The following is a 5,867-nucleotide window of genomic DNA, read 5'->3' as shown; positions in this document are numbered from 1 at the left end:
ACGTGCCATTCCTTCTCCGCGGCCTTCTCGACGCTCACGCCGCAGCCCTTTTCGGACGCGAGGCGCTTGAGGTTCTCGACGGCGACCTCGTTGTCCACGAGGGTCTCGATGGTGCCGGCGCCGCCGAGCGCGGCGAGGGCCTTGATGGTCTTCACGACGGGGATGGGGCACGCGTCTCCGAGGGCGTTGACCTGCACGTTATTTGACATGATGAGTACCTTTCGACCAATGAGGAAAGCGATAAGCGCCAACAAAACGACATTGTAGCCCGCGAGAGGCCAAACAGTCCCCGCGCCTATTCGACGCGCACGGAGCACCCGGAGCGCGCGGCCATGGACCCGATGACGGCGACCGGCTGCCCGGCGTCGCGAAGGCGCCCGACGAGCACCTCGGCCTCCCCTTCCGAGAGCGCGAGCAGGAGTCCACCCGAGGTCTGCGGGTCGAAGAGCACGTCCGACAGGTCCAGCGGCACGCGATCGGCGATCTCCACGCACGGGCCGAAGAAATCGCGGTTGCGGTAGGCGCCGGCGGGGATCAGCCCCATGCGCGCCATCTCGCGGGCGCGCGCCATCACGGGGACGTCCTCGGCGCGGATCCGCGCGGTGAGGCCGCTCGCCTCGGCCATCTCACAGCCGTGACCCATGAGCGAGAACCCCGTCACGTCGGTGCACGCGTGGAGGTCGAGCCCCTCCGCGAGCTCGATGGGGAGCTTGTTCAGCGTGATCATGGAGTCGGTGGCCACCTTGACGCCCGCGTCGTCGAGGATCCCGCCCTTGTGCGCCGAGGTCAAGATGCCCGTGCCGAGCGCCTTGGTGAGGACGAGCGCGTCGCCCTCGCGCGCGCTGCGGTTGGCGAGCATGCGGTCGAGCTCGACGAACCCCGTGACGGCAAGGCCGAACTTGGGCTCGTGGTCGTTGATGGAGTGCCCGCCCGCGACGATGACGCCCGCCTCGCGGCACTTGTCCGCGCCGCCGGCGAGGATCTGGCCGGCGACCTCGAGCCCCAGGCAGTTCGGGAAGCACAGGAGGTTCAGCGCGAGCACCGGCTTGCCGCCCATGGCCCACACGTCGGAGAGCGCGTTGGCGGCCGCCACCTGGCCGAACAGGAACGGGTCGTCGACCATCGGGGGAAAGAAGTCCGTCGTCCCCACAAGGCCGCGGCCGTCCCCGAGGTCGTACACGTACGCGTCGTCGGAGGCATCGAACCCGACGAGCAGCTTCGGGTCCTCGACCCTCGGGAGGTCGGCGAGCACCTGCGAGAGGTAGCCGGGCGCGAGCTTGGCCGCGCAGCCGGCTGCCTCCACGAGCTCGGTCAGCTTGACACCGGTCATATCCATGTGACTCCCCTTTTCTGTGAAGGCCGCCCGGCGCATCGGCGCGAGGCGGCAAGAAGCGCGATTACTTTGCCCGGCCCTCTACCATGGCACGACCCGGGCGCCCGCCCTATGGCCTATGCCCCGGGCGCGCGGTAGACCTCGGTGTACGGCCCCGCGCCGCCCTCAGCCGCCTCGACCACGAACTCGACCTCGTCGGGCCACTCCTCTCCGTCGGCGAGCGGCGAGGCGGAGAACCTCGCGCACGTCCCGCAGCTGCTCGAGATCGCCCGCGGCACCGGCATGAGCTCGACCTCGACGCCGCGGTCACGGCACAGCCGGCGGAAGCGCGTCGCGCCGAAGTGCGAGAAGAACGCAGCTATGTAGCTCATCGGTCCTCCGATCGGGTTCGCGTACAGAAGCGCTCCCCGCGGCTGAGCAGCCGCGGGGAGTCGTGGTTACTTGCGGATATCGAGCGTGAAATCGCCGTCGTTCTCGGCGACGTCGACGGTGTAGCCCTGGCTCACGGCGTAGCGCGTGACGTTCTCGCGGGCGGCGACGGTGTCGACCAAGACCTGATACTCGGGATCCTTGGAGGACATGGCGTTGCGCGTCATGACGACGGGCTCGGGGCACGAAAGACCGCGCGCATCGATGGTCTGCATGATGGTCTCCATTCATTAAGATGACTTGAGGTCTAGGCCTTCTTTTTTCCGAAGGTGTTCGCGCACGCGATGGCGATGACCACCACGAGGCAGACGACGACGGCGATCTGGCCGTTCAGCGTGGCGCCCTTGCCGCTCGAGGCGAGGCCGAAGTTGTGCGCGAACGCGGCGCCGGCGACGAGGCCGAGGATGGCGACCGCGGAGTCGGCGTTGCCCTCGCCGGAGAGGATCATCTGGCGCAGCGGGCAGCCGCCCAGAAGGACACAGCCGAAGCCCATGAGCAGCGTGCCAAGGAAGTTCCACAGGCCGTCGGTGTGGGCGACGGGCTGACCCTCGAAACCGAGGTTGAAGTAGGCACCGCCGGTGGTCGCGGCGAGGATGAGGTTGGTCACGAGCGCGGCGACGAAGATGGCGACGAAGCCGAGCAGGAGCTTGTTCTCGCGGAAGAGCACGAAGTCGCGGATGCCGCCGACCATGCACAGGCGGGTGTGCTGAGCGATGGCGCCGACGATGAGGCCCGCGGCGAGGCTGATGCCGACGGCGGCGTGCTTGGCGCCGGGGCCCGCGCCCTCAGCAGAGAAGAAGATGAACGCCGGCGCAGCGACGAGCAGCGCGATGAGGATGACCTGGACGATCGGCCAGATGAGGCCCTCAGAGGTGTTCAGGCGGTAGGTGCGGTGCAGCGAGAAACCCTTGTTCAGGAAGAACGTGCCGGCGAGGATGCCGCAGACGAAGCCGACGAGTCCGACGACGGCGTTGAGGTCGCCGCCCGCGATGCGCAGGATCATGCGGAACGGGCAGCCCAGGAACATCAGGGCGCCGATCATCACGCAGAAGCCGAGCACGAAGCGGGTCATCGGGGCGGAGCCGCCGCGGGGCGAGAACTCCTTCTTTGCCAGGGCGAGCAGGAAGCTGCCGAGGACGAGGCCCACGAGCTCGGGGCGAATGTACTGAACCGCCTCGGCGCGGTGCAGGCCGAGGCCGCCCGCGGTGTCGCGGATGAAGCACGCGATGCAGAAGCCCATGTTCGCGGGGTTGCCGAAGAACACGAGCATCGCAGCGATGACGCCGATGACGGCGCCGCCGGCGACGATCGCGACCTTCTCGTTCTTTAGATCCATAGTCATTCCTTTCTTTCCGGATCCACTTGGCGCCAAACGAAAACCTAACAGATTGTTTAGATGCCGGAAATAATATAAGCCGTTATAGTTTTATGTGTACAACCAATCAGACAAACGGAGCCAAACCATGGGCGAGCGAATCTACCTTGACAACGCGAGCACGACGTTCCCCAAGCCCGCGGCGGTGCCCGAGACTATGGTCCGCTACATGACCGTGGCGGGCACGAACATCGGCCGCGGGGACTACTCGAGCGCGTTCGACGTCGAGGACGCGGTCTTCTGCGCGCGCGAGCGGCTCTGCGGGCTTCTCGGAGGCGAGGATCCCTCGCAGGTGGTCTTTACCCGGAACGTGACCGAGTCGCTAAACCTCGTGCTCAAGGGGTACCTGCGCCCCGGGGACCACGTCGTCGTGAGCAGCATGGAGCACAATGCCGTCATGCGCCCGCTCTCGCAGCTCGCGGAGCTCGGGGTGAGGGTTGACCGCGCAGAATGCTCGCCGACGGGAGAGCTCGACCCCGCCTGCGTGGAGCGCCTGATTGAGCCTTGCACAAGGCTTGTGCTAACCACGCACGCGAGCAACGTCTGCGGCACCGTGCTGCCAATAGAACGGATCGCCGAGGTGTGCCGCGCCCATGGGGTCCGCTACGTCGTCGACGCCGCGCAGACGGCGGGCGTCCTGCCCATCGATGCCGCAGGCTGGGGCATCGATGTCGTCTGCTTCACCGGGCACAAGGGGCTGCTCGGCCCGCAGGGCGTGGGCGGCGCCGTATTCTGCAACGGGTTCGCGAGCGAGATAAACGCCCTCGTGGCCGGCGGCACGGGCAGCTCGAGCGACCTCGAGCGGATGCCCGCCTTCATGCCCGACCGCCTTGAGGCGGGCACTCCAAACCTGCCGGGCATCATCGGCCTCGGAGCGGCGCTCGTATGGATCGAGGAGAGGGGCATCGACGCCATCCGCGAGCACGAGCTCGCCCTCACCGGAAGGCTCATCGGCGGCCTGGCGGAGCTCGAGGACGCCGGCAAGGTCCGGGTCGTCGGAAAGAAGTCCCTGGAGGGCCGCACCGGCGTCGTGAGCATCCAGACCCCGGGCCGCGAGCTCGCCGAGGTGGCCCACGAGCTCGACGCGAGACACGGGATCCAAGTGCGCGTGGGACTCCACTGCGCGCCCTCCGCGCACCGAACGCTCGGCACCTTCCCCACCGGTACCATTCGCTTCAGCGTCGGCTGGGCGAACACCGAGGACGACGTCGACGCGGCGCTCGCAGCTCTACGGGAGATCCTCGCTTAAGCGGCTCGCGAAACTGCGCAGGAAGCCCCAAGAGCCGCTTCCCAAAGGCGCGCGGCGGGCGCGGACTTAGACGAAGACGTGCTTCTTCAGGCGGTCGAAAGCCTCGATCATGCGATCACGTGGAAGGGCGAGGTTCATGCGTAGGTGAGAAGCCCCGTGGAACGGGCGGCCGTCCTGCCAAAGGACGCCGACCTCGATGCCCGCGCGCTTGACCTCGTCGAGGGTCCGGCCATTCGCGCGACAGTACTCGCCGCAATCCACGAAGAGCATGTAGGTGCCCTCGGGCCGCCGGACGCTCACGCCGTCGAGCTCGCGGTCGATGAAGTCGCAGGCGTATGCGACGTTGCCGCCGAGCACCTCCCGCAGCTCATCGAGCCATGCGGCGCCCTCCTCGGAGTACGCGCCCATGAGCGCGTGCATCGAGAGCACGTTCATCGAGTTGTAGTGGGTCGCCGCCGACTCCTTGAGCACGCGCCGGCGCAGCGCCTCGTTATAGATGATGTGGTAGCTGCCGATGAGTCCCGCAAGGTTGAAGGTCTTGCTCGGCGCATAGAGCGCGATGGTGCGGCGGCGCGCCTCATCGGAGACCGACTGGGTCGGAATGTGCTTGTGCCCGGGGAGCGTGAGGTCGCTCCAGATCTCGTCCGAGATGATGGTCACGTCCAGGCGGGCGCAGAGCTCGACCACGGCCTCGATCTCCGCTCGCTCCCAGACGCGCCCGCACGGGTTGTGCGGCGAGCAGAAAACGAGTGCTCGGATATCGTTCTCGCGGATCTTCGCCTCCATGTCGGCGAGGTCCATGCGCATAACGCCCGCTTGGTCGGGCTTAAGGTCGCTCGTGACGATCCGGTACCCGGCGCCCTCGATCGAGCCTGTGAAACCGATGTAGGTCGGCGAGTGAACGAGGACCTTGTCGCCCGTGGCGCAGACGGCGCGCAGCGCGCTCACGAGCCCGCCGAGGACGCCGTTCTCGTAGCCGATGTGCTCATGCTCAAGGCCCGTAACGCCGTTGCGGGCCTTCTGCCACCAGATGATCGAGTCGTAGTACTCGTCGCGGGTCTCGAAGTAGCCGAAGAGCGGGTGATCGAGGCGCTCGACCACGGCGCGCGTCACGCTCGGGGCGGTCGCGAAGTTCATGTCGGCGATCCACATCGGAATGACGTCGAAGCCCTCCTTCGGCTTGAGGGAGGGTTCGGTATCCGCGATGTCGACGGCGAGCGCGTCTTTGCCGCGGCGGTCATAGAGGGTCGTGAAGTCGAAGGACATGGTCACCTACCGTGGAATCGAGTCTGATGCAGCGCAAAGCCATGAGGCACATACTACATCAGACCACGCCGCGGCATATCCGCGCGGACGCCGGGTCTACCCGCGGCACGCGTCCACGAACGACTTCCAGATGTTGAAGTCGGCGTCGCTCGCGTACCAGGTGTACTCAGGGTGCCACTGGACTCCGAGGACGAAGCGCTTGCCCGGCATCTCGA

The 5,867-nt window shown here is 67.0% G+C and carries 7 protein-coding genes; 1 reads left to right on the top strand and 6 read right to left on the bottom strand.

The genetic code is table 11. The features are described 5' to 3' along the window. The 5 genes from ACT84W_RS08880 to yedE form a co-directional block, all read right to left on the bottom strand. Positions 1 to 209: sulfurtransferase TusA family protein (locus ACT84W_RS08880; protein ID WP_444328951.1), on the bottom strand; the 209-nt coding region annotated here is incomplete at its 3' end. Positions 210 to 295: 86 nt separating this feature from the next. Then, positions 296 to 1,330 (bottom strand): selenide, water dikinase SelD, encoded by a 1,035-nt coding sequence (selD, locus tag ACT84W_RS08875; RefSeq protein WP_444328955.1) that lies wholly within the window; start codon positions 1,328 to 1,330, stop codon positions 296 to 298. A 119-nt stretch (positions 1,331 to 1,449) separates the two neighbouring features. Continuing rightward, positions 1,450 to 1,704, bottom strand: a complete 255-nt coding sequence (locus ACT84W_RS08870; RefSeq protein ID WP_417575408.1) for a DUF3343 domain-containing protein — start codon at positions 1,702 to 1,704, stop codon at positions 1,450 to 1,452. A gap of 66 nt (positions 1,705 to 1,770) precedes the next feature. Continuing rightward, the gene (locus ACT84W_RS08865; protein WP_444328950.1) at positions 1,771 to 1,977 is read right to left on the bottom strand and encodes a sulfurtransferase TusA family protein; all 207 of its coding nucleotides are present in this window, start codon (positions 1,975 to 1,977) and stop codon (positions 1,771 to 1,773) included. A gap of 32 nt (positions 1,978 to 2,009) precedes the next feature. Next, positions 2,010 to 3,098, bottom strand: a complete 1,089-nt coding sequence (gene yedE / locus ACT84W_RS08860; RefSeq protein WP_444328949.1) for a YedE family putative selenium transporter — start codon at positions 3,096 to 3,098, stop codon at positions 2,010 to 2,012. A gap of 127 nt (positions 3,099 to 3,225) precedes the next feature. On the opposite strand from yedE, the gene ACT84W_RS08855 reads away from it, so the two are divergent. Beyond that, the gene (locus ACT84W_RS08855; RefSeq protein WP_444328948.1) at positions 3,226 to 4,386 is read left to right on the top strand and encodes an aminotransferase class V-fold PLP-dependent enzyme; all 1,161 of its coding nucleotides are present in this window, start codon (positions 3,226 to 3,228) and stop codon (positions 4,384 to 4,386) included. Between the two features lie 66 nt (positions 4,387 to 4,452). On the opposite strand, the gene ACT84W_RS08850 is transcribed toward ACT84W_RS08855, so the two are convergent. Next, on the bottom strand, positions 4,453 to 5,652 hold the full coding sequence (locus ACT84W_RS08850) for a MalY/PatB family protein (RefSeq protein WP_417575404.1): 1,200 nt from the start codon (positions 5,650 to 5,652) through the stop codon (positions 4,453 to 4,455). Positions 5,653 to 5,867: the final 215 nt, after the last annotated feature.

This window comes from Paratractidigestivibacter sp., assembly GCF_052362415.1.
In the GTDB taxonomy this organism is placed as follows: Bacteria; Actinomycetota; Coriobacteriia; order Coriobacteriales; family Atopobiaceae; genus Paratractidigestivibacter.
The sequence above is the reverse complement of the archived record's forward strand: the minus strand, read 5'-3'. Positions and strand labels throughout refer to the sequence as shown.

Bases quoted from the DNA above. Each gene is read 5' to 3' on its own strand.
- selD (WP_444328955.1), bottom strand. From the start codon at position 1,330: ATGACCGGTGTCAAGCTGACCGAGCTCGTGGAGGCAGCCGGCTGCGCG.
- ACT84W_RS08870 (WP_417575408.1), bottom strand. From the start codon at position 1,704: ATGAGCTACATAGCTGCGTTCTTCTCGCACTTCGGCGCGACGCGCTTC.
- ACT84W_RS08865 (WP_444328950.1), bottom strand. From the start codon at position 1,977: ATGCAGACCATCGATGCGCGCGGTCTTTCGTGCCCCGAGCCCGTCGTC.
- yedE (WP_444328949.1), bottom strand. From the start codon at position 3,098: ATGGATCTAAAGAACGAGAAGGTCGCGATCGTCGCCGGCGGCGCCGTC.
- ACT84W_RS08855 (WP_444328948.1), top strand. From the start codon at position 3,226: ATGGGCGAGCGAATCTACCTTGACAACGCGAGCACGACGTTCCCCAAG.
- ACT84W_RS08850 (WP_417575404.1), bottom strand. From the start codon at position 5,652: ATGTCCTTCGACTTCACGACCCTCTATGACCGCCGCGGCAAAGACGCG.